This is a genomic window from Serratia sp. 1D1416, assembly GCF_003641105.1.
Taxonomy (GTDB): domain Bacteria; phylum Pseudomonadota; class Gammaproteobacteria; order Enterobacterales; family Enterobacteriaceae; genus Serratia; species Serratia ficaria.
This window is the reverse complement of record NZ_CP032738.1, coordinates 1,839,696-1,866,008: the sequence shown is the minus strand read 5'-3', so window position 1 is coordinate 1,866,008 and position 26,313 is coordinate 1,839,696. Positions and strand designations below refer to the sequence as shown.

The 26,313-nt window shown below is 62.2% G+C and carries 20 protein-coding genes and 1 pseudogene; 2 read left to right on the top strand and 19 right to left on the bottom strand.

Annotated elements, in window-relative coordinates; all coding sequences use genetic code 11:
* Nucleotides 1-4 precede the first annotated feature (4 nt).
* The 6 genes from D7I37_RS08810 to D7I37_RS08785 all read right to left on the bottom strand — a co-directional run bounded on the left by D7I37_RS08810 (nucleotide 5) and on the right by D7I37_RS08785 (nucleotide 5,796).
* Nucleotides 5-592: a fimbrial protein gene (locus D7I37_RS08810; protein WP_129543557.1), complete on the bottom strand. Its 588-nt coding sequence runs from the start codon at nucleotides 590-592 to the stop codon at nucleotides 5-7.
* On the bottom strand, nucleotides 585-1,199 hold the full coding sequence (locus D7I37_RS08805) for a fimbrial protein (RefSeq protein WP_129543556.1): 615 nt from the start codon (nucleotides 1,197-1,199) through the stop codon (nucleotides 585-587). Before D7I37_RS08805 ends, D7I37_RS08810 begins: the two co-directional genes overlap by 8 nt.
* 48 nt (nucleotides 1,200-1,247) lie before the next feature.
* Complete coding sequence (locus D7I37_RS08800; RefSeq protein WP_129543555.1) at nucleotides 1,248-1,997, bottom strand: fimbria/pilus periplasmic chaperone; 750 nt, start codon at nucleotides 1,995-1,997, stop codon at nucleotides 1,248-1,250.
* 57 nt (nucleotides 1,998-2,054) lie between these two features.
* Nucleotides 2,055-4,586 (bottom strand): outer membrane usher protein, encoded by a 2,532-nt coding sequence (locus tag D7I37_RS08795; RefSeq protein WP_129543554.1) that lies wholly within the window; start codon nucleotides 4,584-4,586, stop codon nucleotides 2,055-2,057.
* A 17-nt stretch (nucleotides 4,587-4,603) separates the two neighbouring features.
* Nucleotides 4,604-5,149: a fimbrial protein gene (locus D7I37_RS08790; RefSeq protein WP_095095171.1), complete on the bottom strand. Its 546-nt coding sequence runs from the start codon at nucleotides 5,147-5,149 to the stop codon at nucleotides 4,604-4,606.
* Nucleotides 5,150-5,235: 86 nt separating this feature from the next.
* Complete coding sequence (locus tag D7I37_RS08785; protein ID WP_129543553.1) at nucleotides 5,236-5,796, bottom strand: fimbrial protein; 561 nt, start codon at nucleotides 5,794-5,796, stop codon at nucleotides 5,236-5,238.
* Between the two features lie 458 nt (nucleotides 5,797-6,254).
* Here D7I37_RS08785 and D7I37_RS08780 point away from each other — a divergent pair, with 458 nt between their 5' ends.
* Nucleotides 6,255-7,016 carry a winged helix-turn-helix domain-containing protein gene (locus D7I37_RS08780; RefSeq protein ID WP_061799687.1) on the top strand — a complete coding sequence of 254 codons (762 nt, stop codon included), beginning with the start codon at nucleotides 6,255-6,257 and terminating at the stop codon, nucleotides 7,014-7,016.
* Nucleotides 7,017-7,085: 69 nt separating this feature from the next.
* Here D7I37_RS08780 and D7I37_RS08775 read toward each other — a convergent pair whose 3' ends face one another.
* The 13 genes and pseudogenes from D7I37_RS08775 to fes all read right to left on the bottom strand — a co-directional run bounded on the left by D7I37_RS08775 (nucleotide 7,086) and on the right by fes (nucleotide 23,716).
* Nucleotides 7,086-7,574, bottom strand: coding sequence for a hypothetical protein (locus D7I37_RS08775; RefSeq protein ID WP_061799688.1), 489 nt, complete (start codon nucleotides 7,572-7,574; stop codon nucleotides 7,086-7,088).
* Entirely contained in the window at nucleotides 7,555-8,334 is a 780-nt protein-coding gene (locus D7I37_RS08770) for a winged helix-turn-helix domain-containing protein (protein WP_061799689.1), read from the bottom strand. The genes D7I37_RS08775 and D7I37_RS08770 overlap by 20 nt, the downstream gene beginning before the upstream one ends.
* Before the next feature lie 193 nt (nucleotides 8,335-8,527).
* The gene (locus D7I37_RS08765; protein WP_061799691.1) at nucleotides 8,528-10,000 is read right to left on the bottom strand and encodes a SulP family inorganic anion transporter; all 1,473 of its coding nucleotides are present in this window, start codon (nucleotides 9,998-10,000) and stop codon (nucleotides 8,528-8,530) included.
* Complete coding sequence (locus tag D7I37_RS08760; protein ID WP_231922109.1) at nucleotides 9,978-10,625, bottom strand: carbonic anhydrase; 648 nt, start codon at nucleotides 10,623-10,625, stop codon at nucleotides 9,978-9,980. The genes D7I37_RS08765 and D7I37_RS08760 overlap by 23 nt, the downstream gene beginning before the upstream one ends.
* A 382-nt stretch (nucleotides 10,626-11,007) precedes the next feature.
* Nucleotides 11,008-11,637, bottom strand: a complete 630-nt coding sequence (locus tag D7I37_RS08755; protein ID WP_095095161.1) for a DUF2238 domain-containing protein — start codon at nucleotides 11,635-11,637, stop codon at nucleotides 11,008-11,010.
* A gap of 118 nt (nucleotides 11,638-11,755) precedes the next feature.
* The gene (locus D7I37_RS08750) at nucleotides 11,756-12,820 is read right to left on the bottom strand and encodes a YncE family protein (protein ID WP_061799693.1); all 1,065 of its coding nucleotides are present in this window, start codon (nucleotides 12,818-12,820) and stop codon (nucleotides 11,756-11,758) included.
* 80 nt (nucleotides 12,821-12,900) lie between these two features.
* Nucleotides 12,901-13,755 (bottom strand): isochorismatase, encoded by an 855-nt coding sequence (locus D7I37_RS08745; RefSeq protein ID WP_129543552.1) that lies wholly within the window; start codon nucleotides 13,753-13,755, stop codon nucleotides 12,901-12,903.
* A 3-nt stretch (nucleotides 13,756-13,758) separates the two neighbouring features.
* Nucleotides 13,759-15,386: pseudogene (locus D7I37_RS08740) on the bottom strand ((2,3-dihydroxybenzoyl)adenylate synthase).
* 7 nt (nucleotides 15,387-15,393) lie between these two features.
* Nucleotides 15,394-16,599: an isochorismate synthase gene (locus tag D7I37_RS08735; protein ID WP_095095158.1), complete on the bottom strand. Its 1,206-nt coding sequence runs from the start codon at nucleotides 16,597-16,599 to the stop codon at nucleotides 15,394-15,396.
* Nucleotides 16,600-16,742: 143 nt separating this feature from the next.
* Nucleotides 16,743-17,996 (bottom strand): enterobactin transporter EntS, encoded by a 1,254-nt coding sequence (entS, locus tag D7I37_RS08730; RefSeq protein WP_061799698.1) that lies wholly within the window; start codon nucleotides 17,994-17,996, stop codon nucleotides 16,743-16,745.
* A gap of 174 nt (nucleotides 17,997-18,170) precedes the next feature.
* Nucleotides 18,171-22,067 carry an enterobactin synthase subunit F gene (locus tag D7I37_RS08725; protein WP_371415259.1) on the bottom strand — a complete coding sequence of 1,299 codons (3,897 nt, stop codon included), beginning with the start codon at nucleotides 22,065-22,067 and terminating at the stop codon, nucleotides 18,171-18,173.
* Between the two features lie 79 nt (nucleotides 22,068-22,146).
* Complete coding sequence (locus D7I37_RS08720) at nucleotides 22,147-22,353, bottom strand: MbtH family protein (protein WP_073970349.1); 207 nt, start codon at nucleotides 22,351-22,353, stop codon at nucleotides 22,147-22,149.
* On the bottom strand, nucleotides 22,328-23,716 hold the full coding sequence (gene fes / locus D7I37_RS08715; RefSeq protein WP_129543550.1) for an enterochelin esterase: 1,389 nt from the start codon (nucleotides 23,714-23,716) through the stop codon (nucleotides 22,328-22,330). Before fes ends, D7I37_RS08720 begins: the two co-directional genes overlap by 26 nt.
* A 285-nt stretch (nucleotides 23,717-24,001) precedes the next feature.
* On the opposite strand from fes, the gene D7I37_RS08710 reads away from it, so the two are divergent.
* Nucleotides 24,002-26,284: a TonB-dependent siderophore receptor gene (locus tag D7I37_RS08710; RefSeq protein ID WP_095095149.1), complete on the top strand. Its 2,283-nt coding sequence runs from the start codon at nucleotides 24,002-24,004 to the stop codon at nucleotides 26,282-26,284.
* The last annotated feature ends 29 nt before the right edge of the window (nucleotides 26,285-26,313 follow it).

Here is a 26,313-nt window from a genome sequence, read left to right as displayed (position 1 = left end):
CTCCTTATTGAACCTCTACTAGTAATGTGGCGGAACCGGAAAAGTCCCCCCCTCGCAAAGTGGCGCCGCTGCGCTTGATCGGTACGGCATGCAGTTCCGGCAAAATGGGATAGTAAAAATTCAGCCATTCATTCAGCTTCAGCTGCTGGGTATTTTGGAACAGCAGCTTGATCGCCAAATTATTGTTGTCGGTGCGCAGCAGGCCGTCGCCAAAATCCGGGCCGTTGCCCTGCAGTTTCACCTTCATAAACCCATTCATGCCGGAGGTATCGCCATTGCAGACCACCTGATAGGGGATCTTGCGTTTGCCGTAGTTGACGCCGTCGATATCCGCGATATTCAGATCGCCAAACGACACCTCTATGTCCTTGCCGCCGTTGATTTCACACTTTGGCTTGGCGATCACCACGCCTTTTACCGTGATATCCACCGTGGCGGCTCGGGCCGGCTGGCCGATGAACAGCACCGCCAGCAGGGTTAACGCCGAGGCGGCGGCGGCGGTCGCCGCCAGCGTGCAGCCCAGGCGCAAATATTCAGCGCCGGTTTGCAGCCTGCGTCGCCATAGGTAGCCCATTGCCTTCACCTCAGTCATAGTTCATCCGAAAATCAATCGCGGCGCGGTAGGCCCCCGCCACCAGCGGCGCGCGGGTGCGTTCCGCCATCACGTAAAACCGCAGGCCGTTATCGCCCAGCGCCAGCAGCTGCGGCCGGCTGCGGCTGCCCAGCCGCACGTCTTGCTTATCGGTATCCAGCAGGCGCAGCCCCAGGCCGCTGGCGCCCTGTACCCGCACCAGCTGCGGGTTATCCGCATCGGCCGGGGCGGTGAAGCTCACCGTCACCGCCGGCTGGTAGGCATCCCACAGCCGATAACCCAGGCGCGGATCCCTGATGGCGGCCCCCATGCGCATGCAGTCGCGCAGTCGCAGCTGGAAGGCCACCGGTTCCGTACGGCTGCCGGGCGTGGCCAGGCTGCCGGTGGTGGCGTCGCCCAGCCAGATATCCTGGTGGGCCGAAGACATTTCCAGCCGGCAGGCGCCTTCGGTCAGGGCGCCATGCACCAACAGCATGCCGTTATTGCCTTGCTCCGCCTGCACCTCGGGGTTCATCATCAGGGCCAGCGCCAGCAGCGCCATCTGGCCTGCTCGCCCCGTTCCCCCTCCTTTCCTGTGGCTGCCGTAGCCCGTGCCGTTCCTTTTCATTATTTTCCCCTGCCGCTTCAACTGATGGAGCGCCGTTGCCGGCTCCGGTTACCCTTGCTTCTCTGGCACCGCCTGGCATTCGCCGGCGCCGCACTTGAAGGCCAGATCCGGGCGGCCGCCGTAGTCGTTGACGTAGGTCAGCACCGGCGCGTTGCCCAGGCCGGAAGCACCCAACGCCACGCTGCCCTTCGGCGGCACCATCAGCGGCTCAAAGCCGGCGGCGGTTTTGCCGCTCTTGCTGCTGCGGGCATCGACCAGCGTGATGTAATACGGGGTCGGGTTATTGACCTTAAAACCGTCGCCCTGGCGGGTTAGCGTGAGTTGCTCCTGCCACGGGGCGAACGCGCTGCTTTTGCTCGGCACGATCGCCGCCGGGCGATAGAACAGCTTGATGCGCGTTTGCAGGGCGATCTGCAGCGTGTTGGCCTTGCCGCTCTTTGGCGGGATCTCGCGCAGGTTGAAATAGAACAGGCTCTCGCGGTCCTGCGGCAGCGCCTTAACGCCCGGCAGCGCCTGCACCTTGACCTGGCTCTGCGCGCCCGGCTCCACCCGTTGCACCGGCGGCAACACGATCAGCGGGCTGGTGATCTTGTCACCCTGCTCGTTTTCCAGCCAGCCCTGCGCCAGATAAGGCAGCTGGGTATTTTTATTGCTGATGGTCATGCTGACCGCGCTATCGCCGCCGTTTAAAATCACCCGGGTGCGGTCCAGCGCGATGGCGGCCTGCGCCTGGCCGCTCAGCAGGGTGGTGGTCAGCAGGCCGGCTACCGACAGCGTGTTTACAGTGTTGTTTCGCATAAAAAGGTTCCATTTGGTCAAGGTTGCACTTACTGGTTTTCAGGGGGCGGCTGCGGCTTAGCCTTCCTGCGCCGCAGTCACCGGCCGGCACGGCAGCAGCAGGTCGCTCAGGGCGACGTCCGTGCGTACCGCCGGCAGGTCAATCTCGCATTGCGCCTTCCCTTCCCAATGCACCGTCATCCGTTCATCGGCGCGGATACCGCTCAGGTACACGCTGCCGCCATCGTTCACTATCCCGGTCTGCTGCCGGCGGCGGTTGAACACCTCGGCGCCGAACGGCGGCGTGGAGCCGTCCGCCAGGCGGATCACCGCCATGGCTTTCTGGCCGGCGATCACGTTGAAACGCCGGTAGCCAATCGCGCCTTCGGTGAGCGTGGCCTGCACCATCGACTGCGTCGCCTCGGCATCGTCCGCCAGGTTGTTCAGATCGATGCTCGCCCGGCTGCGGTAATAGCTGCTGACGTCCGCCACCACCGCTTTGCCGAACATGTTGGTGCGGGTGGTCGCGCCATAGCCGCGCACCGGCACCCCGGCTACGCCGTCGGTGTCCAGCAGCAGGCGGGTGCCGCCCAGGGTGCCGTTGCGGTGCAGCGCCGCCCCCTGGCCGGTGAAGGTCGCGCCTCCCTGCAGGCTCATGCCGACGGAGGAATACTGGCCGCCCTGATAGTTGACGTTGGCGTCGATACGCGCCGCGTCGCCCTCATGGCTGTAGAACGCGCTGGCGGATTCGCCGCTGCGCGAGCTGCCGGCGCTCAGCTGATAGTTGTTGTGCTCGTCCAGCCGTTGGTAATACCCCACCCGCTGGCTGTTGCTGTTGCGATTCCACGCGCTGCTGTAGCTGAGGTTGGAATCCACCCCCCACGGCACCGACAGGCTCAGATACATGCCGTCGTCGTTGGCCCCGCGGGCCTTATTGCGATAGGCGGTTAACGACGCGCTCATGTTCCTGAACGAGCCCAGGTCGAAATAGCGTGACATCGCCAGGCTGTAGCGTTCGCTGGTCGGCTTATCCCAATAGGTCTGGTGGTCGTAGTTGAGATAGGTGCTGACCCCCAGATCGCGGAACTGCTTGTTAAAGGTGATGGTGTACATCTCCCGGCTTTTACCGTTTTGCAGGCCGTGATAGCGCGCATCCAGGTATTCGCTCATGGTCATGAAGTCCTGCTCCGAGAAGCGATACCCGGCGAAGGTGACCTGGCTGTCGTATTCGTCAAAGCTTTTGGAATAGCTCAGGCGGTACGAGCCGCCGCTTTTGGTGCCGTCTTCACTCGGCAGCCTGGCCCGCGACTGGGTGGTATCGAACGACAGCGCGCCGAACGCCAGCAGGTCGCGCCCCAACCCCAGCGACAGCGCGTTGTAATCGCCGCCGGCGATGGCCCCGCCGTACAGCGACCAACCGTTGCTGACCCCCCAGGAGAACTCGCCGGCGGCAAAGGTTGGCCCCTGCAGGTTATGCTCCCAGTTCGACGGCCTGCCGCCGGCGAGCTTGTAGCGCACCATGCCGGGGCGGGTCAGGTAAGGAATGCTGGCGGTATCCACCTGGAACTGCTGCACGCTGCCGTCCTGTTCTTCCACTTTCACGTCCAGCTTGCCCATCACCGAATCGCTGAGATCCTGGATGCGGAACGGCCCGGCGGCGACCTGCGCCTCATAAAGTACCCGCCCCTGCTGGCTGATGGTGACCTTGGCGTTGGTTTTGGCGATGCCCGTCACCTCCGGCGCATAGCCGCGCAGGTTGGGCGGCAGCATGTTGTCGTCCGACACCAGGCTGAAGCCGGTAAAGCGGAAGCTGTCGAACAGGTTGCTCTGCAGATAGTCCTCGCCCAGCGCCAGCCGCGCGCCCAGCTTCGGCAGGGCGCGAAATGCGTAGTAACGGCTCCAGTCAAACGTCTTCTGGCTCGACTCGCCCGAACCGGTCTGATGATTGAGACTGGTCTGCCAGTCGGCGCGCAGCCGCCAGGCGCCGAGGTTGGCGCCCACCACGCCATTGCCGCCCAGCCGCTGCGTCTGGCCGCCGCCGTTTCTGTTGCTCTGCGCCTGGCCATTCAGGTTGTAGTCCAGCAGCAGCCCGGGAATGCCGTTGTCCCAGCGCGCCGGCGGATCCCAGTCCGGCGAGGAATATTCCAGATAGGCCTGGGGAATATTCAGATACAGCGCCGATACCGCCAGATCGCCCCGCGCCTCGATACCGTTGAGGCTGGCGAGATCCAGGCACTGCGCGTCACGCCACCAGCGCAGCTGCTTGAGGAACTCGGCCTTAAAGCCCACTTGTTCAACCAGCTGCGGCGAAACGCAGGGCACGCTGCTGTCGGGATCGTTTTCCGGCGGATAGAACGCCACCGGCTGTTCATCCAACGACTGCTTGTTCATCAATACCGTCATGTTGTACTTGCCCGGCATAATAAAGGCGCCCTTGGAAAAGCGGCTGAGATCGATATTTTTTCGATCGTTTATATCCAGGATGTCGGTATTGAATTGAATCGCGTCATCCGCCCGGCCCTGAAACGCCAGGCTGCACAGCGCCAGAGAAATGCATAGTCCTAATAAGCTTAACGGGAGTGCGCCCGATTTTATTTTTTTCGCATCCATGATTCCGCCAACCTTTATCAGTAATAATCCAATTTAAAACGAATGGCGGATCGGTAATCCCCTGCGCGTAATACCTGGCGGTTAGCCACCAGTTGCATTGAATAATTCAAGCGATAATCTTTGGTCAGGGTATTTTCTATCGACATCGGTACCCCGGGATAAACCTCTTTGCCCGCGCTGTCGGCAATGCGCAATGCCACGCCGCGGGCATCGCCGATTACGCCGAAGGTTTTCCCTTCTGCGTTGCCGTCAAATATCATGCGAAAGTGCTGGCGCCCTGAAATAGCCACATCATCACCCGACAGCCCGCAGTTCACTAATTGCACCGTGAAGGGTCGGGTTAACCCGTGCCCATCGCGGAATATTTGCTCCACCGGCAGGCTTTTCATATCGATGGTCTGGTCACGGCTTGCCGATTCAATTGCACAGGCTGCGTTAACAATAGCGCCTTCCATATTGACCCTTCCCCAACCAATAACCGCAGCCGTCGCCGGCATCGTTTGAGTCATAAAAACTACGGCCAATAGGGAAGGCGCCATTAAACTTTTGCCAATGGGGGCCATATGCGTTATCCCTTATAAAAATGAATCCATTCCGGGGAAAAAGCATGCGGGGTATCCCGCATGCTGGCATCAATGGGGTAAAACTATTACTGGTAGCTCAGCGCGAAGTTAACCACGCTGGTGAAGGCGCCCGGGGTGATGGTGTTCAGAGAACCGCCGTTACCTTTCAGGAAGGCGTGGTATTCCAGATCAGCGCCAGTGGCGCCCGCCTTGATGACCTGGCCGGCAGTTTTGGTGCCCAGCTCAACCACGGCGTTAGCGTTGTGATCGTCGGTGATCACGATGCTGGCGCCCTTGGCGGTGCTGCCGCTGCCCAGAGCGAGCATCTTCATGTCTTTGCCGTCGGCGCCGCCAGCTTCACCGGTGAAGGTGGTATGAACCATCTGAGCGGTAGCGGAAGTACAGTCTTCCAGTACGATTTTGAACGGCTGTTTAACTTCAGACTCACGGCCGTCTTTCAGGCTCAGGTTGGAAATCTGGCCCAGAGGGATGGTCTGGTCGATATTGCCTGGGGCGATGGAGCAAGGCGCATCAATGATTTCACCGGTGAAGGTAACGCTGCCGCTGCCCTGGTTCGCTGCCTGAGCCATCATGGAAGAAGCGCCGAAAGCCAGTACGGCTGCCATCATAATTTTATTCAGTTTCATAATAATCCCTTACATTCCTTAGTAAGCAGAGGTTGTAATAAATGACAATTAATTCGATAAGCAACAGGCGGCTCCTGTGTTTGCGCCCGGTGATTATCGCGCTCGGTTAGCTGTTTAATTGTCGGTGCATCGGTTATCTCGCTGACACACGGCATTTCCACGCTCCGTATCAGTGGCAACAAATTTACCGCCCTCAACGCCAAAATAAAATGTTATATCGCAAAAAGACAAAAACACAGGATTTGTACAAAGATAATGCAATTTACATAGGTTTTAATGCTGATAATTATCCATTAAATATAGAAGATTATTTTTTTAAACTTATAATTCCGCATGCGCCTAATAGTAATTATAGAAATATAGGGATAAATCTCATTGACCGGTATTGGAGAGGATTGAAAAAAGAACACACAGGTCTCAGAATCATCTCTCGACAGGTAAGTTGATAGGTTGAAAAAATGATTTTCTATATAAACAACAATGTCCTCTACAATGAGGAGGAGTGCGCGCTGGCGCATATCGATAATTCGACGACTAAAATAGTTCTGCTCAAGCCCAGCGCCAGATTGCTGTCGCTGTTTATCCGCAATAATAATGTTCTATTGCTGCGCGATAAGCTGCTTAATGAGGTGTGGGTAGAGCATGGGTTGAAAGCGTCCAACAATAATCTGAATAATTATGTTTCTGGGCTGCGCAAATCGCTGGCGCAGTTCGGCGAAGAGGAGCTTATTATCACCTACCCGCGCCAGGGCTTTAAGTTTACTGCCGATATCATTCATGAAATAAATACTAATGACGGCGGAAGCGTAAAAGGAAAGACCGCGGAGGAGAGCGCTGCGCCGAATGAGCCGACAAGCTCGGGGGATAACACGCATGGCGCGCCGCGCTCGCTGCGGCGAATGATCATGACGTTCCTCGTCTGCCTGGTGCTGTTTTCCGCCATGATGATTTATCAGAACAGCACCCGCGTCAGCATGTACCCATTAGGCAATTATGAACGTTGTCAGATTTACGGCATGAATTATGGGGGCGGGGATCTGGCGAAGATAAAGCAGATTATTCGGCAGGCCGGTTTTAACTGTCGGGGTAAGGCCGACGTGTATTATTACGATAATATTCGCGATGAGGCTACGCAGAACGACACCGAGCTGCTGACCTTCTGCCCAAGAGAAATCAACAGCCCGTGCATTTACAATTATATCGATAAAAAACAGCCTTGATATTGTAAGAATTATCCCGCCAGGTCCCTGATGTACTCGATCCCCTTGGCATCACCAAGGGGATTTTTCTTAGGGTGCGACGCACACGTAAAACGGCGCATGGTTATCGGCCACCAGGAAATGCCGGCTGTCGATCTGCTCAATACGCAAATGCAGCCGCTGGCCCTTCTCCGGCAGGCGGCGGTTCAGGTCCGCGCGTTCCACGTTGTCCTGCGATTTTTTGATATTTTCCTTCACCAACAGGGAATAGTTGTTTCCCTGCCGCTGGTAGTCCATCACCAGGGCGCGTTCGACCACGTAACGATCCTTTCCGTCGGCAATCCTGCCGTTCAGCAACACCGTCAGCTGCCGGCGGCCATCGGGCACCAGGCTAATCAGCAGCACGCGTTCAATGGTGCGCCCGGCAACGTTGTCGGTCAGGTGTTCAACCGCCCGGCATTCAGGAATTTGCGGCTTGAAAAATAACAGGTAAGCGGCGACGGCGCAGCCGCCGATAGCCAGCAACGCCGCGGCCCCGTAGCCGTAACGCTTGATCAGATTAGCGGTCCCAGCTTTCATAGAAATTCTCACATTGCGCATTGCCATCCGCCATTTGCGACTGCGGACAATAATAAAAATAGGAGGTTCGGGTCTGTCCGGAGCCGTTTGGCGCTATCGTCTGCGTATCGTAATAGAGCAGCGTCGCCGGTTCCTGGCATTGAATATGCGGCCGGCGCTTGAGCATGTTTCGCAGATGCTCCAAATCGATCTGGCGACTCCCGGGCTTATGGTAAGAGGTGAGGAACCGCACGTCGCAGCTGTCGATTTTGCCCGCATCGATGGCGCTGAGCTGCGGGTAGCCCGTGTCCCGCCAGGCCCAGGTCAGGCTGCCCGCCGCCAGCACCGCCAACGCGGCCAGGCCGGCAAGCCTGCCGCCTGTATGGCGGCGTGGGGGGCGGGGCGCCAAAACGGCGGCCGGCTCAGGCTCCATCGGCGTTTCGGCCTGGCTGTCCGCCGTTTCCAGCGTGGCGGCGGTAAACATAAAGCCCTGCCGCGGCAGCGTGACGATAATCTCCTCTTCGCCGAGCGAAGCGAACATTTTGCGCAGGATAGAAATGGTATTATTGAGGTTGTTGCCGGAGGCGACCTGGCCATGCGCTTCCCAGACCTGCATCAACAGCGTCTCGCGAGACAGCACCTGATTATTGTTTCTTACCAGGGCCGACAGCAGGCGGTTCAGGGTCGCGGTCAGTTGCAACGGCTCGACATGGTCATGCAGCGGGGCCAGCTCTGACCTATCTTCATGATACTTAATATTATTATTAATTATATACTTCATGACTCCCTCGCCGTGAACAGCTAATTAATCAATAATTAGCCCGCATTAAGCAGGGGAATTTTAGCACAGCGCCTGGTATAAGAAAATTCTTACAAAAATAAAAATAATTGATTAATAACAACAAGATAAATTAGTCGCATAAAAAATGGTCACCCGATTGGGTGACCATGACGGCGGCCGATAGGGCGGCCGATTACACCGGCCAGCGGCTCAGCTGAATGCCGCGGTTGGCCGCGCCGGCACCGAAGTCCGCCAGTACGGCTCGGACGTCCGGATCGATATAATCGGCGTTGTCATGCTCGGCGATCACCACGCAGTTATCCGGGATCTGCGCCAGCAGGCTGTGCAGCCGCGGGTTATGCAGAAACGTCAGGTTCTGGTGGAAACGCACCACATAGTGGTCGTCGTAGCGGCTCAGCTGCAGCGCATTGCGGTGGCTTTTGTAAGTGCTGCACAGCAGCTGCGCCATCAGGCCGAGGGCGATGCCCGCCAGCATGCCGAAGACGATGATGCCGCCGACGGTGATGATAAAGGGCGCGAACTGCGGCAACCCCTGGCGCCACTGCGCACGGAACAGCGCCGGCGCCGCCAGCTTATAGCCGGTGTACAACAGCACCGCTGCCAGGCTGGCCAACGGAATGGTATTGAGCAGATCGCTGAACAACAGGCCGCTCAGCAGCAACAGCACGCCGTGCAGCAAAATCGACACCTTGCTGCGCGCGCCGGCGTTGACGTTGACCGAACTGCGCACGATCACCGCGGTGATCGGCAGGCCGCCGAGAAAGCCGCTCAGCATATTGCCAACGCCCTGCGCGCGCATTTCTTTGTCCGGCGATGGCGCCGGCGTTTGCGACTTCAGCTTCTTCAACGCTTCCTGGCTCAGCAGGGTTTCCAAGCTGGCCACCAGCGCCAGCGTCACCGCAATCAGGTAAACCGACGGGTTACGCCAGGCGCCCTGCCAGTCGGGGCGGCTCAGCTGCGCACCCAGCGCTTCGGCGCTGTCGAATTTAGGCAGCGCGATGCGCGGGATATTGCCCAGGCTTTCCGGCATCATCCGCTCGCCAAACACCACCGCCAGGCTGCCCCACAGCACCGCCACCAGCGGGCCGGGAATAAAGCTCATCAGCCGGATGCGCTTGATCGGTGCGGTGGTCCACAGCCACAGGATAGCCAGCGCCACCAGCGTTATCACTATCGATGCCGGCGACAGCAGTTCGCTGCCCTGGGCCAGCAGCGCCGTCAGGCTCTCCTCCCCCTGATAACCGAGCGCCACCGGCACCTGCTGCATTATCAGCAAAATACCGATCGCCGCCAGCATGCCCTGGATCACCGTACCGGGCACCAGCGAGATCCAGCGGCCGGCGCGCAGCAGGCCGAAAATCAGCTGCAATGCCCCGGCCATGATCAGCGCCACCAGCAGCAGGGAAAAGGAACCGAGGGTTTCCATCGCCCCAACGACGATGGTGACCAAACCGGCCGCCGGGCCGCTGACGGCATAACGCGACGGGCTCAGCAGGGTCACCAGGATGCCGCCGATCACCCCGGTCAGCAGCCCGACGAACGGCGGCAGCCCACTGGCCTGCGCGATGCCCAGGCTGAGCGGCAGCGCCACCAGAAACACCACGATCCCGGCGGGAATATCGTTACGCAGAGTGCTTAAGTTCATGGCCCACCTCCGCAGCGTTCTGATGGATAAGCTCTTTCAAATGCCCTTCCTGCAGATCGTAAACGCAGCCGAAAACGTCCAGCGCCTCCCCCTGCGCCCAGCGGCGGCGCACCGGCTCGCTGGCGATCAGATGAGCAAACTGGGTCACCACGTGCGCTTCGATCAGCTGATTCAGGCGGCTGGCGTCGTCGGCGTCCGATTGCTGATAGGCCTGCAGGTTATCCGCCAGCGAGGCGCGCAGGTGCGCCATGCGCCGGGCCAGCGCGCTGTTTTCCTGCGCCAGCGGCATCTGCGGCAGCGCCACCGCCGCCTGAACGCCGCCGCAGCCGTAATGGCCGCACAGCACGATCGCCGAGACGTGCAGGTATTCCAGCGCATATTGCATGACGCTCATCAGGCTATCGTCATCCTCGAGCACCATGTTGGCGATATTGCGATGAACGAACAGCTCGCCGGGGTGTGCGCCGGTCAGCACCTCGGCGGGGACCCGGCTGTCGGAACAGCCGATCCACAGCGCCTGCGGCTGCTGGCCGGCGACATGCTTATGGAAGTATTGGGGATTCCGCTGACGCTGTTGTAGCGCCCAACTGCGGTTTCTGGCTAATAGGGGTTTGAGTATCGTCACAGCAGGCTTCTCTCGTAGGGGGACAAACAGGCTCGCGCCTACCCGCCCAGGGCCAATTACATGAGTAAAAATGATGATTTTCATCGTGGCTTGAAGCTGACACATGGCGTTTTTGACACGCACAGAACCATCCCACAATCGGGAAAGTCCACTATTAACCATAGAGGCTTGGCGATATCTGGCAAGAGGAAATCGCCGAGAACTTTTTACAAAAACACCTAAACAAATTGATTTATATAAAAAATAAAATATGACAGCCCAATTAAAAAACTAAAGTAAGCGGCGCTGAAGATTCTTTACATTGAACCGGATCCCCCGCTGGCAACCGGCATAAAAAAACCCGCCATAAGGCGGGTTTTTAAATAATTATACCTTATTAATATTAAGGTTTACTTGCCTTTAGCGACGTTATTTGCCGATCCTGCCAGCCGCTAAACAGCAACAGGCCGCTCAGCGCGCCCAGCAGCGCGCAAAACATGTCGGACTGGGTATCCCAGGGGTCGCCCTGGGTGCCGAGAAACTCATCGGCACCCTGCCCCAGCGCCAGCGCCGCCCACCACTCGATCAGCTCGTACAGGGCGCTGATGGCCAACGCGATGCAGCACACCACGAAGCCCAGCATCTTGCGGCCCCGCACATAGCCGCCGCGCTGCAGGATCTCGCGCGCCGCCAGCGCCGGCACCAGCCCCTGAAAGAAATGCCCCAGCTTGTCATACGGGTTGCGGCCGAGATCCAGCCAGTGTTGCACTTCAAACCCCAGCGGCACGCGCGCATAGCTATACAGGCCGCCGAAGATCAGGATCAGCGCATGAAAGAATATCAGCGCGTACAGCAGCGGCGTCAGCGGGTAACCGCGCCGGGTGAGCCACAGCAACGGCAGGACGATCAGCACCGGTGCCACCTCCATCAGCCAGGTGGCTCGATCGTAAGGACTGATGCCGCTGTAGGCCAGCGTGGCCAACAGCAGCAGGGTGATGACGAGCAGTAATCGTGGCGATTGATAAACGGACATAGCCGGAGTTCCTTCAGGGCTGAAATGACGATCCAGTATAGCCCGCACGGATTTCAGGCGAAAAAAACGGGCGAAGCGTTGCCGCTGCGCCCGTTCGATCGGCAGGATCCGTATGGGATTACTTCAGCGCTACGCGGATCACATCATCCGGCGCGCTGGCTTCTTTCTCGCGACTGGAGGCCTGCTTCACGCTGACGTACAGCGTCTGGCCGTCCGGCGACAGCGCCAGGCTGTTCGGGTGGGTCGGCGTCTTGACGGTATTCAACAGCTTGTAGCTCTTGGCGTCGATCACGCTCACCTCACCCGCCTGGCGGTGGGTGACGTAAACCTCGTTGCGCGCCGGGTTGAACAGCACCGCCAGCGATTCAGGCACTTCGATTTTGCCGAGGACGTTGCCGTTGCGGGTATCCACCACCAGCACCTGCGGCTGCTTGGAATCAGTGATGAATGCGCGGTGGTTGGCGGTATCCAGGCTGATGTTCAGGAAGAAGTGCTCTTTGGACTCGTCCAGCTTCTTGCGCGACAGCACCTTGTTGCTCTGGGTGTCGATGGTCACCAGCTCGCCGTCGGCGTTGGTGACGTACAGGCGTTTGGCGGCGGCGTCCAGCGCCAGGCCGGTACCGTATTTGCCGGTGCCGGCAATGGTGGCGCGCAGGGTCAGATCCTTGCCGTCCACCACCCACACCACGCTGGATTCACCCAGCCCGGTGACGTACAGGGTGTCGGTGTCGGCATCCGCCACCAGTTCACGCGGCGCCAGCGGCTTCACGGTCTCGGAGCGTTTGCGCGCGTCCAGCACCAAACGGCCCTTCACTTCGCCGGTTTTGGCGTCGATCGCCGTGACCGAGTTGTTCACCGTGTTGCCGAAGAACAGGGTGTCGGTTTTGCCGTTGATGGCGGCGCCGAACGGCTTGATGTCGTTATGGATAATCTGGGTCACGTCCAGCGTGGTCGGATCCAGGCGATACACCACGCCGCCCTTGTCCAGCTTGCGGCTTTGCGAGGTCGCCAGGTACAGCGCGTTCTCGCCCTGGCTGTACACCATTTCATAGGCGCCTTTGCCAACCGGCTTGCGCAGCACTTCCGGCGCGGTTTGCGCCAGCAGCGGGGCCGAAAACAGCAGCGAGGACAGCAGCATCAGCGGGAATGCCGCACGTTTTCCCTTATTAATCATAGCATTCATTATAATTTCCCTAGGGTATCGTTCGAGTCAAATTACCGCCCGGCCAACGCCGGGCGGCGGCAACAACGCCGTGGTCAAAATCAGTTCCGTTCGGCAGAGAGCAGCGCCCACCAGCTGTCGATGGTCGGGTTGCGCGCCAGGGCGATGAAGTCGATATCGCCGCGGATCTTGCGCCAGCGGGTGGCCAGCTCCATGATGCGCACCGAGTCCAGGCCGTAGTCGATCAGGTTCTCGTCGTTGCCCATGTCTTCGCTGTCTTCATCCAGCAGCGGCAGAATTTGCTGACGCAGCGCCTCTTTGCTGGCGATGCCCGGCAGCAGTGAGGCGGTGGTCACCACCCGGCCGCAGCGCCCGGCGGTGTAACGCAGCGCCATCAGGTGCTCTTCGCGCGAGAAGTCCGCCAGGCCGTCGGCCACCATGAACGGTTGGATGTTGCGCATGAAGGCGTCGATGGCGGTGGTCAGGCAGCCGATGTGGGCGTACACGCCGCAGATGATCAGCTGGTCGCGGCCGGATTCCTCCAGGATTTCCTGCAGCGGCGAGCGGTGGAAGGCGCTGTAGCGCCATTTCACCAGCACGGTGTCGTCCTGGTCCGGCGCCAGCGCCGCGGTGACCGCCTGCTGTTCCGGATGCTTGTTCAGGCCCGGCCCCCACATGTCGTTCAACAACGCGCGGTCTTCATCGCTCTGCTGGTTCGGCTGAGCGGTATAGAACACCGGGATGCCCTGTTGCTTGCAGTAGCTGCGCAGCTTGGCGATGTTTTCCACCACCTGTTTGATCAGCGCGCTGTCTTCGCCCCAGAAGTTGAGGAAATACTGCTGCATGTCGTGGATCAGCAGCGCCGCGCGCTGAGGCTCCAGCTGCCAGCTGACCTTGTTGTTAGGCAGTTCGTCTGCTGCGGGCAGCGCGTAATCATTAAGTTTCGGAATGGCCATCGATTAATCTCCCTGAGCCTGAGTCTGTTGTTGCGCGTCGAGACGCTGGCGCAACAGTTTTTTGTCCACTTTGCCGACCGGTGTCAGCGGCAGGCTGTCCACCTGAATAAAACGGTCCGGCAGCTTGAAGTCGGCCACGCCCTGCTCGCGCAGGTGGCGACGCAGCACCACCGCTTTCAGCGGCGCACCGGCGATGATATAGGCGCAGCTTTTTTCGCCCATCAGAGCATCCGGCATCGACACCAGCGCGGCGTTGATCACCTCCGGGTGGCGCAACAGCAGATTTTCGATTTCCTCGGCGGCGATCTTCTCGCCGCCGCGGTTGATCTGGTCCTTCTGGCGCCCCTCGACGGTGATGTAGCCGTCTTCGCTGATGCTGATCAGGTCGCCCGAGCAGTAGAACCCTGCCGCGTCAAAGGCGCCGGCGTTGTGCTCCGGGCTCAGGTAGTAGCCGCGAAAGGTATAAGGGCCGCGCGTCATCAGGCGCCCCACCGCGCCCGCCGGCAGCGGGTTGCCGTCGTCATCCGCCACCCAGACTTCGTCGTCCGGCGACATCGGCCGCCCCTGGGTCGCCAGGACGTGCTGCGGGTCATCGTCCAGACGGGTGTAGTTAACCAGCCCTTCCGCCATGCCGAACACCTGCTGCAGCCGGCAGCCGATTTCGTTCTGAATGCGCGCCGCCAGGGTCTCCCCCAGCTTGGCGCCGCCCACCTGCAACAGCGCCAGGCTGGCCAACGCGGCATTGCTGCCCCACTCTTCGATCGCCTGCAGCCACAGCGTCACCGCCGGCGGTACCAGCGCCGTCACGTTGATGCGGTGCTGTTCGATCAGGCGGAAACACTGGGCGGCGTCGGGATCGGCGGCGAACACCACCTGCCCGGCGCCGTAGAACACGCCCAGCACGCCCGGCGAGCTCATCGGATAGTTGTGGGCGACCGGCAAGGCGCACAGATAGCGGGTCTGCCGGTCAAAGCGGCAGATCTCCACGCTGCGGCGGATGCTGTAGTAGTAATCGTTGTGGGTGCGCGGGATCAGCTTCGGCGTGCCGGTGCTGCCGCCGGAAAGCTGGAAAAACGCCACCTGGTCGGCGGCGGAAGGCACCGCGACAAAGCCGTCGCAGGGTTCCTCCAGCCAGTCGGCCAATGCCTGTTCGCCCTGCGGCTGGTTGCGCAGGCCCACCATGCGCAGCGAAGGATGCTCGGCGCGGAAGGCGTTGAGGAATTCGTCATCGGCAAACAGGCCGTGCTCGCGATCGGCGATCAGCAGCGCGGGCTTAATTTGCGCGGCGTAGGCGTGCAGCTCGCTGCGCTGATGGCTGAACAGCGCGTTGACCGGCGCCACGCCGATCTTCAGCAGCGCGAAAAACGCCACGTAAAACTCCACCACGTTGCCCAGCTGCACCAGCGCGGTCTCGCCCGGCCGTACGCCGCGGCGCTGCAGGGCGGCCGCCAAACGGTCGGAGAGCAGGTTCAATTCACGGTAGCTCAGGCTGCGGCGGGCATCGGTGATCGCCACGGCGTCGTTGTCGGCCTGGCGGTCGAGAATATCGGTCAGCGGCAGGTCAATCCAATAGCCGCGTTCGCGGTAACGGCTGGCGAACTCCGCCGGCCAGGGGTAAAGGCAATGCTCATCTTGTCGTTATCCTTGATTCAAACCAAAGGCACGCAGAATAGTGCTGAGTTTGGTGCCTGTTTCGTGCCATTCAGATTCGGGGGAAGAGTCCTGGACGATGCCGGCGCCGGCAAACAGCCGCACCTGGCTGCCATCGACGGTGCCGCAGCGGATGGTGACCACCCATTCGCCATTGCCTTCGGCGTCGCACCAGCCGACGATGCCGCCGAACAGGCCGCGATCGAACGGCTCCAGCTGCCGGATCAATGCGTGCGCCGCCGGGGTTGGCGTGCCGCACAGCGCCGGCGTCGGATGCAGCAGGCAGGCCAGCGACAGCGCGCTTTCGTCGCGCGAAGCCACTTCGCCGTCAATCGGGGTGGAAAGGTGCCACAGCGTGGTGGTGGTCAGCAGCTCGGGGGTTTGCGGCACGTTCAGATAGCGGCTGCGCCCGGCCAGCACCCGGCGCATGCCTTCGGTGACGATGCGATGTTCGTGGCGGTCTTTCTCGGAGGCCATCAGCCGCTCGCCCACCGCCAGATCGCGTTCGGCATCGGCCTCGCGCCGGGCGGAACCGGCCAGCGGGTTGGAGTGGAAGTGGCCGCCGGCCTGGCGCAGCAACAGCTCAGGGCTGGCGCCCAACAGCGCCCCCCGCTCCAGCGGCACGTGGAAATGGAAACCGTTGGGGTTTTGGGCGATAACCCGCGCCATCAGCGCATGGCGGTCTACCGGCCGGCGAGTCTCGATCTCCAGCAGCCGCGACAGCACCACCTTGTCCAGCTGCCCGGCTTTCATCGCCGCGACCGCATCGCTCACCATCTGCATAAAAGGCTGCTGCGTCGGCACCTCGGCAAGGCCGGCAATTTCCGGGCCGCTCGCCGCCGGCGAGACGCCGGCCATAAAGGCGGCGCGATCGAACCAGCGGCTTTCATGCGGAACAAACAGCGCCGAAGGCTGACGGGTATCGAAGGGAATGGCGCCGCACAGCAGCGGTTCCTTTACCCCGGCGGCGCGCGCCTCGGCAAACGCCTGGCGCACCTGCCGCTGGAATTCGCCGTGCAGATCGGCGCCGTCCGCGGCCGGCTGGGTCACCCGGCTAAAGCAGCCGGCGGTAATCAGGCTGCGGAACGGCGAGGTGAAGAAGAAGCCCGATGCAGGAGAAAAATCAGCGCCGAACGGTTCATCCGCCCGCTCCTGAAGTTCCTTTCGGTTGGCGCCTTTCACGGCAATGTCCATCGCTACGTCCTCAAGTCGCTAACTGATAACCAATATAATAATGATTATCATTTAAGTTAATTCCGCGCTAAATTACTCGTCGATATTTGCCATGTCAACCTGCCCGTCATCTTTCGGGCCGCCGCGTTGCCGACTCCGCACCGTTACTTTTCGGCGACGGGCTGCGGTTCCGGTTTGTTCAGGGTCACCTGGCGCAGCCCGGTCATGGCGAAGGCCAGCAGGATGCCGAAGGCCGCGGCGCCGAAGCCGAAGCTGCCGGCGCTGCTCGCCGGCAGCATAAACGCCCCCATCGCACCCAGCAGCAGCGCGCCCAGCGCGTCGCCCACCACGTTCTGCGCCGTCCACAGGCCGTTGATGCGCCCCAGGAAATTATCCGGCGTCAGGCTTTGAATCAGCCCGTACTGCAGCAGCGAATTCAGCGCGCTCAGGTAGCCGAAGGCCACCAGACACAGCAGCGCCAGGCTGTACCACGGCATCAGGCCGAACAAACCGATGGCGACGAACGCCGCGATGGCGGTCAACAGCATCACCCAGCCCGGGCGCGCCACGTGCGCCACCCGCCCGCTGGTGAAGGCGCCTATCGCCGCGCCGAGCGGCACGGCGGCGTACATGAAGCCGAGATGGGAAGCGTCGACCTGCCAACCGCCGGCCATCGCCGGATAAAGCACGCGCACCGCGCTGGCCATGGTCAGCAGCGCGCCGATCAGCGCCACCATGCCGATCACCTTGTTCTGGAACAAGAAGCCAAAACCGCCCGCCAGCGCGCGCAGCGGGTGTTCGCGCGGCTGCGGCGGCGGCATCAGCTGCGGCAGGCTCAGCAGCGGCAACAGCGTCAGCAGGGTGCCGAACGCCGCCAGGCCGTAGTTCCAGGCAATGCCCATGTTGGCGATCACCAGGCCGCCGACCGCCGGAGAAAGAATCGAGCCGAAGCGCACCGTCAGCATGCTGATGGCGCCGGCCTGCACGATGTTTTCCCGCCCGACCAGCGCCGGCGTCGCCGCCAGCAGCGCCGTCACGCCGACGGCGCCAAAGAAGCCGTCCCATACCGCCAGCAGGTAAATCGCCGTCAGGGAAGGCGCGGGCAGCGCGGCGTTGACGCACAGGCCGACAAAGCCGATGCCGCAGGTGGATCGCGCAAACAGGATCAACCGCCGGCGCTCGTAGCGATCCGCCAGCACGCCGCCCATCAGCAGCCCGGCGAACATGCCGCCGCCCGCCAGGGTCACCGCCAGGCCGACCAGCAGGGTCGAACCGGTCAGCGCCTGGATCTGCACCGGGATGGCGATCGCCATCAGCCCCAGCGCCAAAATGGAAATAAAGCGCGCGCAGAATACCGCCCGGAAGGACCGGTTGCTCTTCAGCAGGCCAAAATCAAGCAGGATAGAGGGTTTACTCATCGGTTCATCACTAATCGTTAAAAGGGTATTGCGTCAGGGCTGCAACAGCGTGGGGACTCATGCTAGCACAGATGATGGGAGCAATAATGATAATAAAACTCATTGATATTCAGCAAACGCCGCCAAACGCCGGGATCGCTTCCGACGTTTGGCGGCCGACGTTGGCGACGCCGGTTACAATGCCCGCAGTATGCGGTTCAGCAACGGCCCCAGCACCTTGAACGACGCCGGCGAGACGATATCCACGTGCGCGCAGTCCAGCTCGTGCGCCTGCAGCGCGTCAACGTACTGCGACCAGGTCTGCTGCACGTCCATCCCTTCCTGCAAGGTGCGTTTGGCGACAAACAGCGTCGCCAGGCCGTTGAAACGCGCGGTGCGGGTATGGGACAACAGCCGCACCGAATCGGCGTAGTTGGCTTCGATATTGTCGAACATCGCCACGCGGGTTTCCCCCAGCGCCGGATCGAGCGTGTCTTGCGACACCGCCAGGAATTGCTCGCGCTCGCGCTGCACTTCTTTCAGCACGTTGTCGTCCAGCATCACGTCCCAGTTCTGGGTTTCCGGCGGGTAGGTGTCCAGCAGGCCGAGGAACGCCACCTGCTCGCCGCGCGCCTGCAGCCGGGCGGCGATGCCCTGCGCCAACGTGCCGCCCAACGAGTAGCCGATAAAGTGATAAGGCCCGTGCGGCTGTACCTGCAGCACGGTCTGCAGGTGGGCGTCGACCACCTGATCCATATCCTCGCTCAGCGCCAGCGGGCCGTCCGGCCGCGGCGACTGAATGCCGACCAGCGACCAGTGCTGGTCGATGTAGCGCGGCAGCACGCTGAACTGCCAGGAGAAGCCCGAAGCCGGGTGCAGGCAGAACAGCGTCGGCCCGTCGGTGGCGCGCAGCGGCAGCACGCTGTCGAAGCCGCAGCGATCCGCCTCTTCCTGGGTGCGCTCCTCAGCCAGCAGCTGCGCCAGTTGTTCGACGCGGGACGCCACCATCACCTGCCCGACGGAGACCGCCTTGCCCAGATCGCGGCGCAGCTCCGCCGCCAGGCGCATCGCCAGCAGCGAATGGCCGCCGAGGGCGAAGAAGTCGTCGTCGGCGAACACCTGTTCGCGCTGCAGCAAACGGGCGAACACCGCGGCGATGTCGGCCTCCAACCCGGCCTGCGGCGCGCGGCCGGCCTTGCGTTCACCGCCCTGCGGCTGCGGCAAGGCTTTACGGTCCAGCTTGCCGTTGGCGCTCAGCGGCAGCGCGTCCATTTCCACCAGCGCCACCGGCACCATGTGCGGCGGCAGGCGGTCGGCCAACGCCGCGCGCAGCGCCTCCAGGTCCCAGGTCACGCCCGGCTGCGGCACCAGATACCCCACCAGCTGGCGCGCATCGCCGCCGGCGTCCACCGGCGTGCCCTGCAGCACCAACGCATGGGTCACCGCCTGGCGCACGCCCGGCAGCGACAGCAGCGCGTGGTCGATTTCACTCAGCTCAATGCGCTGGCCGCGAATTTTCAGCTGATCGTCGCTGCGCCCCAGATATTCCACTTCACCGCCCGGCAGCCAGCGCGCCACGTCGCCGGTGCGATACATGCGGCCGCCCTCGCCGTAAGGGTCGGCCACAAAGCGGCCGGCGGTCAGCTCCGGCCGCCCCAGATAACCCTGCGCCAGCTGGATGCCGGTCAGGTATAAATCCCCCGCCACCCCCGGCGGCACCGGGCGCAGACGCGCATCCAGAATGCGCAGGCCGGTGTTCCATACCGGCAGACCGATCGGCACGTTGGCGCCGGTCACCCGCGCCAGCGCTTCGCCGTAGGCCGGATGCCAGGTCACGTCCACCGCAGCCTCGGTGGGGCCGTACAGGTTATGCAACGGCACCGCAGTGCGGCTCTGCCACAGGCGGCACAGCTCCGCCGGCAGCGCTTCGCCGCTGCAGAACACCTGGCGCAGCGAACCGCAGGCGGCGACCGCCTGCTCGCCGTCCAGCGCCGCGACGAACGCCGCCAGCATCGACGGCACGAAGTGCATCGTCGTCACCCGATGCTGGGCAATCAGCTGCTGCAGCTGCTCGGGATCGCGGTGCGCCTCCGGCGGCGCCATCACCAGCCGGGCGCCGACCATCAGCGGCCAGAAGAACTCCCACACCGAAACGTCAAAACTGCACGGCGTCTTCTGCAGCACCACGTCGTCCGCCGCCAGCGGGTATTGGTGTTGCATCCACAGCAGGCGGTTGACGATCGCCTGATGGCCGACCAGCACGCCCTTCGGCCGGCCGGTAGAGCCGGAGGTAAAGATGATGTAGGCCGCATGATCCGGCGTCGGGCCGTTGACCGTCACGCCGGCGGCGTGATCGGCGGGCAGCGGCGCGTCATACAGCAGTATTTCGCCCTGGCCGGCGAAACGCGCCTGCTGGGCCGGGCTGGTGACGATCAGACGCGGTGCGGCGTCCTCCAGCATCATCGCCAGCCGCTCGTCCGGATAACCGGTATCCAGCGGCAGATAAGCGGCGCCGGCCTCGACGATGGCCATCAGCGCCAGCGACAGAAACACCGAGCGCGGCAGCGCGACCGCCACAATGTCGCCCGGCCGCACGCCCTGCGCGGCCAATTGACGCGCCAGCGCGCCAACCTGCTCGCGGGTTTCGCGGTAGCTGAAGCTGAAGTGGGCGTCGGCCAGGGCCGGCGCGTCCGGCGTGCGCTGCGCCTGCTGCGCCAGCAGGCTGCTCAGCGTCGTGGCGGGTACCGGATGCGCGGTGTCATTGACCCGCGCCAGCAAGGCGTGGTCTTCCGGCGTCAGCATGTCGGCTTCGCCGATCGGCAAATCCGCCCGGGCGGCAAACTGCGCCAGCAACAGCGGCAAACGCTGCAGATGGGCCAGCAATTCCTGGCGGCTGTAACGTTCGGCGTTGGCCAGCAGCTCAACCTTCAGCTGGTTGTTCCCGTCGATGAACAGCGCAATCTCCAGATCGCGCACCGGGCCGGAGGCCAGATCCCGGGTAATGCCCTCGATGCCGGCGAAATCCAGTTGATAATCAAACATTTTGAAGTTGAACACCGTGCCGTACAGCGGCTCGCCGTCGCCGATGCGGCCCAGATCGCGCTGCACCTGTTCAGCATCGTAACGCTGGTGGCGGCGCACGCTCTTCAGCTCGCGGCTGATGCGGGCGGCGGCTTCATACAGCGTGGCCTGCGGCTCGAGGTGCATTTCCATCGGCAGCACGTTAATCACCGGGCCGGCGGCGCACAGCGCGGCCGAGCCGGTACGGCGCATGAAAATAAAGCCGGCGCTGAAGCTGGGTTGGCCGCTCAACCGCGACACCCACAGCGCCAGCAGCGCCACCGCCATATCGGCGGCGTTGAGCTTCTGCTGGCCGCCGATTTGCACCAGCGCAGCAAAGGTTTGCTCGTCGCAGCGCTGCTCCAGCCGGTGAATGCGCGGCGTGGGCACCTGCCCGGCCAGCGGCTGCGGGCACAGGGTCGCCGGCGGCGGCAGTTGGCGCGCCTTCTCGAGCCAGAAATCGGCATCGCGCTGCCAGGCCGGCGCCTGCCGATAGGCCTGATACTCCGCCACGACCTCGCTAAACGGCGTGAACGGCGTCGGCTCCAGCGGCTCGCCGCGGCGCAGATGGCTGTATAGCGCGGCGATGCGGCGGGCGATGGCGGTGAAGCTGAAACCGTCCACCAGCATGTGATGATAGCGCTGGTACCAGAACCAGCGCTGGTCCGCCAGGCGCATCAGCACGTGGCGGTACAGCGGCTTGCCGCTGCCGGCGCGCAGTTCGCCGGCCAGGTCGATATCCATCAGCGCCCGCGCGGCGGCTTCGGCGTCCGGCGAGTCCGCCAGATCGACGAACTCCGGTTCGCGTATCGCCAGCGATGCGTCCAGCCACTGCACCGGCACGCCGTCGCGTTCTTCAAAACGCAGCCGCAGCGTATCCACTTCGTTGAGGCCCTGGGTGATGGCCTGCAGCAGCAGAGCGGCCTCGATCGGGCCATTGAGCTCGATGCAGTGCGCAACCGCATAGGCGTTGCGATGCGGGGAAATTTGATCGGCCACCCAGATGCCGGGCTGAGCCGCCACCAACGGCATTTCACCGGCGACCGTTGGCCCGGTGGTGGAAATTGGGGTCTGTGACACTGCTGTTGCTCCCGTTATTACCTGGTGCCGATCACGCCATAGGCGATGATACCGGCCGAATATCCTGCCAATGCCGCTCCAGCCAATCGACGCATTCCGCATGCGCCGTCGGGCCGAAAGCTACCGTCCAGTGAGCGGGAATTGCGCAGAAATCCGGCCACAGGCTGTATTGTTGTTGTGCGTTGCGCAGCACCAGGCTGCGCTGTTGTCGATCATCGAACGGATTCGGTTTTTCCATCATGCGCTCCTGACGCCGTTGAACGAGCGGCGTCCGCGGGAGCGGAATAGCCGGTGGCGAAGGTCGCGGCCCACGCCGCCTGCAGCCCGTCGGTCAGGCCCCCACGCCAGCACAGGGCGTCGTGCCCGCCCTCCACCACCCGGTAATGCACCCGATGCCCGGCGTTGCTCAGCAGCGTCGCCATCTGGCCGCTGACCCTATGCACCAGCTTTTCATGCGAACCGGCCTCCATAAACACCTTCAGCGCGCCGTGGCTGCCCAACTCCCGCCGCTCTACCTGCTGCATCAGCCAGCAGGCATCCTCGGGGACGGTCGGCTGCTGCAGCATGTCGCGCCGCGGCCACCAGTAAGAACCGGACTGGCTGATCACCGCGCCGAAGCGCTGCGGCCAGCGCAGCCCGGCGTACAGTGAAGCCAGCCCGCCGAAACTCTGCCCCGCCACCACGGTGCTCGCCGGGTTGTCGCTGTGCGGCGCCCGCTCGGCCAACTGCGGCAGCAGCTCTTCCTGCACCGCCAGCCAGAAATCGTCCTTGCAGGTCAGCTCGCGCGCCCGGTGCTGCAGATCGATGATGTCGATCAGCACATACACCGCCTCCGGCAGCGCCCCCTCGCGCGTCAGCTGCATCAGCGGCTCCCATACCGGCATTTGCTGCGCCCAGAACTGGCCGTCGAGCAAAATGGCCAACGGGCGTTCGCTCGGCCGGCTGTCGCCGGTGGTGTAGATCCAGACGTTGCGGCTGTTGCCCAAGCGTTCGCTGTGCCAGGTATGGCGCTGCAGACGCGCCGGCAGCGGCGGCGTACAGCGCCCGCTGGCGATTTCATACTCGTCGAACGCGCGCCATGCCGGCTGCGGCGGCGCTTCCGGCATATGCAAACCGGACAGGCAACCGCCGCCGGTACCCGGCCAGGCGCGATAGGGATTGAGCAAATCGTGGGTGGCGCTGGTGAATACCTGATGCCACCAATGGCGCACGTTGTGCATATTGGCATGCGCGTCGTCGCCCGCCAGTTCCGGCGGGCGGGCGTCGAGGGAAGGAATAAAACAGTAGCTGCCGCGCCAGTCGCCGTTCAATTCGGTTTGCCAGTACCAGACGTCGGTGCCGTCCAGACGCTGCAGACTCTGCGGCGGATTCGGCTGATGATGGTCGGTCAGGCAGTTGATGTTGATCCACACCCGCCGGTAAGCAGAGGTCAATTCGCACCCCTGGGGATCGCGCCAGAAAAAGGTGGCTCGCCACCGGCCGTTGCCCGCCGGTTCTACCCAGGGCGTGCCGCGCCGGGCCACTTTCAACCACCACCCTGGACTGCCGGCATTGCTGCTGGCCAATAACCTGCTGCTTTCTGACTGAAATTCTGTATTCACAACGCCTACCCATTTTGTAGTTGGCGGTTTAAACAAACGCCGGCCTATCCGTATCGCCAGCCACCGCCCGAACGCACTGTAGCTCGAATACTATTGATAATTATTTGCATTTGCAATAGTGTGTGAGGCTTGGAAATCGTGCTGGTATTGCGCGCAACGGACAGGGAGCGGGGATATGACACATGGCATCCCTTGCCGCAGCCGATTTTCTATTCCTGACTACACAAAAACTACAACCGCCCTTCCCCCTCTCGGCGCGGAATGGCAGCAAGGTAGGAAGCTCACATGAACAGCAAATTATCACGTTATTCTTTAGCCACGCTCATCGGCTTGGGACTGGGCGCGTCGGCGTTCGCCAACGCCGCACAGCAGGCCGACACCACCGCCACGGAAGAAAACGCCAGCGCCGCCGATAAAAAGCAGCCGGCGGAAGACACCATCGTGGTCACCGCCGCCCGGCAGAACCTGCAGGCGCCGGGGGTGTCCACCATCACCGCCGACGAAATCAAAAAACGCCCGCCGGCGCGTGACATCAACGAACTGATCCGCACCATGCCCGGGGTCAACCTGACCGGCAACTCCACCAGCGGCCAGCGCGGCAACAACCGCCAGATCGACATCCGCGGCATGGGGCCGGAAAACACCCTGATCCTGATCGACGGCAAGCCGGCCACCAGCCGCAACTCGGTGCGCCAGGGCTGGCGCGGCGAGCGCGATACCCGCGGCGATACCGCCTGGGTGCCGCCGGAAATGATCGAACGCATCGAAGTGCTGCGCGGCCCGGCCGCGGCGCGCTACGGCAACGGCGCCGCCGGCGGCGTGGTCAACATCATCACCAAAAAGGCCGGCCAGGATCTGCACGGCTCGTTGAACACCTATTTCAACGTGCCGCAGCACAAGCAGGAAGGCTCCACCAAGCGCACCGACTTCAGCCTGTCCGGCCCGCTGAGCGATCGGCTGAGTTTCCGCCTGTTCGGCGGCTACAGCAAAACGCAGGCCGACGCCTGGGACATCAACGAATCCCACAAGTCTGAGCGCGTAGGCGCCTATGCCAACAGCATTCCCGCCGGCCGCGAAGGCGTGGTCGACAAAAACATCGACGCGATGCTGCACTGGGACTTCGCCCACCTGCAGTCGTTGGAATTCGAGTACTCCTATGGCCGCCAGGGCAACCTGTACGCCGGCGATACCCAGAACACCAACACCAATGCGCTGGTGCAGAGCAACTACGGTAAAGAGACCAACCGCATCTACCGCGAAACCTTCGGTCTGAACCACCGCGGCGCCTGGGACAACGGCGTCAGCACCAACAACTACATTCAGTTCGAGCGCACCCGCAACACCCGCCTGAACGAAGGGCTGGCCGGCGGTACCGAGGGCATCTTCGACACCAAAAACAGCGGCTTCGGCACCACCAAGCTGGACGACTTCCTGGCGCACAGCGAAGTCAGCGTACCGTTTGAATTCGGGGTGGCGCAAACCGCCACCCTGGGCACCGAGTGGAACCAACAGCGGATGAAAGATGGCACCTCAACCAGCCAGACGCTGATGGGCGGCACCATTCCGGGCACGGATACCGGCACCCGCAGCCCTTACGCTTCCGCGCATATCTTCTCGCTGTTCGCCGAAGACAATATCGAGCTGACCGACAGCACCATGCTGACGCCGGGCCTGCGTTACGATCTGCACTCCGAGGCCGGCAACAACTGGAGCCCGGCGCTGAACCTGTCGCAGGAGCTGGGCGACAACTTCACGCTGAAAATGGGCATCGCCCGCGCCTACAAGGCGCCGACCCTGTTCCAGACCAACCAAAACTATTTGCTGTACAGCAAAGGGCAAGGTTGCGCGTCCAGCGATACCACAAATGGCTGCTACCTGCTCGGCAACGACGATCTGAAGGCGGAAACCAGCGTCAACAAAGAGATCGGCCTGGAGTTCCACAATGAAGGTTGGCTGGCCGGAGTGACCTACTTCCGCAACGATTACCGCAACAAGATCGAAGCGGGCAACTCGCGCATCGCCACCAGCAGCACCGGGACGGCGGTTTATCAGTGGGAAAACGTACCGAAAGCGGTGGTTCAGGGCCTGGAAGGCACGCTGAACGTGCCGGTCAGTGAAACCGTGGCCTGGAGCAACAACGCCACCTACATGATCGAGAACAAGAACAAGAGCACCGGCGACTACCTGTCGGTGATCCCGAAGTTCACCATCAACTCGACCCTGAGCTGGCAGGCCACCCAGGACCTGTCGATGCAGTCGACCCTGACCTGGTACGGCCGTCAGAAGCCGAAGAAGTACAACTACCAGGGTAAACCGGCGACCGGCGGCGAAACGCGCGAAGTCAGCCCTTACGCCATCGTCGGCGCCAGCGCCACCTATGACGTGACCAAAAACGTCAGCGTCACCGCCGGCATCGACAACCTGTTCGACAAACGCCAGTTCCGCGCCGGCAACGCGCAGAACGTCGGCGATCCGACCACCGGCGCCATCAACATAGCCGGCGCCGGCGCGGCGACCTACAACGAACCGGGCCGCACCTACTACATGAGCATCAATACGCACTTCTGATCCTCATGAACCCATGAAAAGGGGCGCCG

Excerpts from the sequence above, each read along its gene's own strand:
- D7I37_RS08810 (WP_129543557.1), bottom strand. The coding sequence starts at position 592 with ATGACTGAGGTGAAGGCAATGGGCTACCTATGGCGACGCAGGCTGCAA.
- D7I37_RS08805 (WP_129543556.1), bottom strand. The coding sequence starts at position 1,199 with ATGAAAAGGAACGGCACGGGCTACGGCAGCCACAGGAAAGGAGGGGGA.
- D7I37_RS08800 (WP_129543555.1), bottom strand. The coding sequence starts at position 1,997 with ATGCGAAACAACACTGTAAACACGCTGTCGGTAGCCGGCCTGCTGACC.
- D7I37_RS08795 (WP_129543554.1), bottom strand. The coding sequence starts at position 4,586 with ATGGATGCGAAAAAAATAAAATCGGGCGCACTCCCGTTAAGCTTATTA.
- D7I37_RS08790 (WP_095095171.1), bottom strand. The coding sequence starts at position 5,149 with ATGGCCCCCATTGGCAAAAGTTTAATGGCGCCTTCCCTATTGGCCGTA.
- D7I37_RS08785 (WP_129543553.1), bottom strand. The coding sequence starts at position 5,796 with ATGAAACTGAATAAAATTATGATGGCAGCCGTACTGGCTTTCGGCGCT.
- D7I37_RS08780 (WP_061799687.1), top strand. The coding sequence starts at position 6,255 with ATGATTTTCTATATAAACAACAATGTCCTCTACAATGAGGAGGAGTGC.
- D7I37_RS08775 (WP_061799688.1), bottom strand. The coding sequence starts at position 7,574 with ATGAAAGCTGGGACCGCTAATCTGATCAAGCGTTACGGCTACGGGGCC.
- D7I37_RS08770 (WP_061799689.1), bottom strand. The coding sequence starts at position 8,334 with ATGAAGTATATAATTAATAATAATATTAAGTATCATGAAGATAGGTCA.
- D7I37_RS08765 (WP_061799691.1), bottom strand. The coding sequence starts at position 10,000 with ATGAACTTAAGCACTCTGCGTAACGATATTCCCGCCGGGATCGTGGTG.
- D7I37_RS08755 (WP_095095161.1), bottom strand. The coding sequence starts at position 11,637 with ATGTCCGTTTATCAATCGCCACGATTACTGCTCGTCATCACCCTGCTG.
- D7I37_RS08750 (WP_061799693.1), bottom strand. The coding sequence starts at position 12,820 with ATGAATGCTATGATTAATAAGGGAAAACGTGCGGCATTCCCGCTGATG.
- D7I37_RS08745 (WP_129543552.1), bottom strand. The coding sequence starts at position 13,755 with ATGGCCATTCCGAAACTTAATGATTACGCGCTGCCCGCAGCAGACGAA.
- D7I37_RS08735 (WP_095095158.1), bottom strand. The coding sequence starts at position 16,599 with ATGGACATTGCCGTGAAAGGCGCCAACCGAAAGGAACTTCAGGAGCGG.
- entS (WP_061799698.1), bottom strand. The coding sequence starts at position 17,996 with ATGAGTAAACCCTCTATCCTGCTTGATTTTGGCCTGCTGAAGAGCAAC.
- D7I37_RS08725 (WP_371415259.1), bottom strand. The coding sequence starts at position 22,067 with ATGCCGTTGGTGGCGGCTCAGCCCGGCATCTGGGTGGCCGATCAAATT.
- D7I37_RS08720 (WP_073970349.1), bottom strand. The coding sequence starts at position 22,353 with ATGGAAAAACCGAATCCGTTCGATGATCGACAACAGCGCAGCCTGGTG.
- D7I37_RS08710 (WP_095095149.1), top strand. The coding sequence starts at position 24,002 with ATGAACAGCAAATTATCACGTTATTCTTTAGCCACGCTCATCGGCTTG.